The 629-nt window shown below is 71.9% G+C and carries 1 protein-coding gene; it reads left to right on the forward strand.

Annotation, left to right across the window (positions count from 1 at the left end; translation table 11 throughout):
* Positions 1–629: xanthine dehydrogenase family protein molybdopterin-binding subunit (locus VQ02_RS34120; RefSeq protein WP_048448722.1), on the forward strand; the 629-nt coding region annotated here is incomplete at both ends.

The following is a 629-nucleotide window of genomic DNA, read 5'->3' on the forward strand; positions in this document are numbered from 1 at the left end:
GCGATCCTGGCGGCGCTCGCCTCGAAGAACCTGAACGGCCGGCCGGTGAAGATCGCGCTTACCCGTCAGCAGGTCTTCCACGTCACGACGCGCCGCTCGGACACGGTGCAGCGGGTCCGCCTCGGCGCCGACCGCGACGGCAAGCTGACCGCGATCGCGCACGAATCCTGGTCCGACACGACCCCGGGCGACAGCTTCTTCGAGACCTCTGCCAACGTCACCCGCTCGCTCTACGCCGCGCCCAACCGCCTGACGGCGCATCGCCTGGCGTCGCTCAACCTGCCGATGGCCTCCTCGATGCGGGCCCCCGGCGAGGCGGTCGGCATGCTGGCGTTCGAATGCGCCATGGACGAGCTGGCGGAAGCCCTGAACCTCGACCCGATCGAGCTGCGCATCCGCAACGAGCCGGCCCAGGATCCCGAGAAGCACGTGCCGTTCTCGACCCGCCAGCTCGTGCCCTGCCTGCGCGAGGGCGCGCGGCTCTTCGGCTGGGACAGGCGCAATCGTAAGCCGGGCTCGGTGCGGGAGGGGCAGTGGATGATCGGCACCGGCGTCTCGGCGGCGGCGCGGCTCAACCCGCTCCAGCCCGCCAAGGCGCGGGTGCGCCTCGACCCCGACGGGACCCTGAC

It is taken from the genome of Methylobacterium variabile (assembly GCF_001043975.1).
GTDB classification, from domain to species: domain Bacteria; phylum Pseudomonadota; class Alphaproteobacteria; order Rhizobiales; family Beijerinckiaceae; genus Methylobacterium; species Methylobacterium variabile.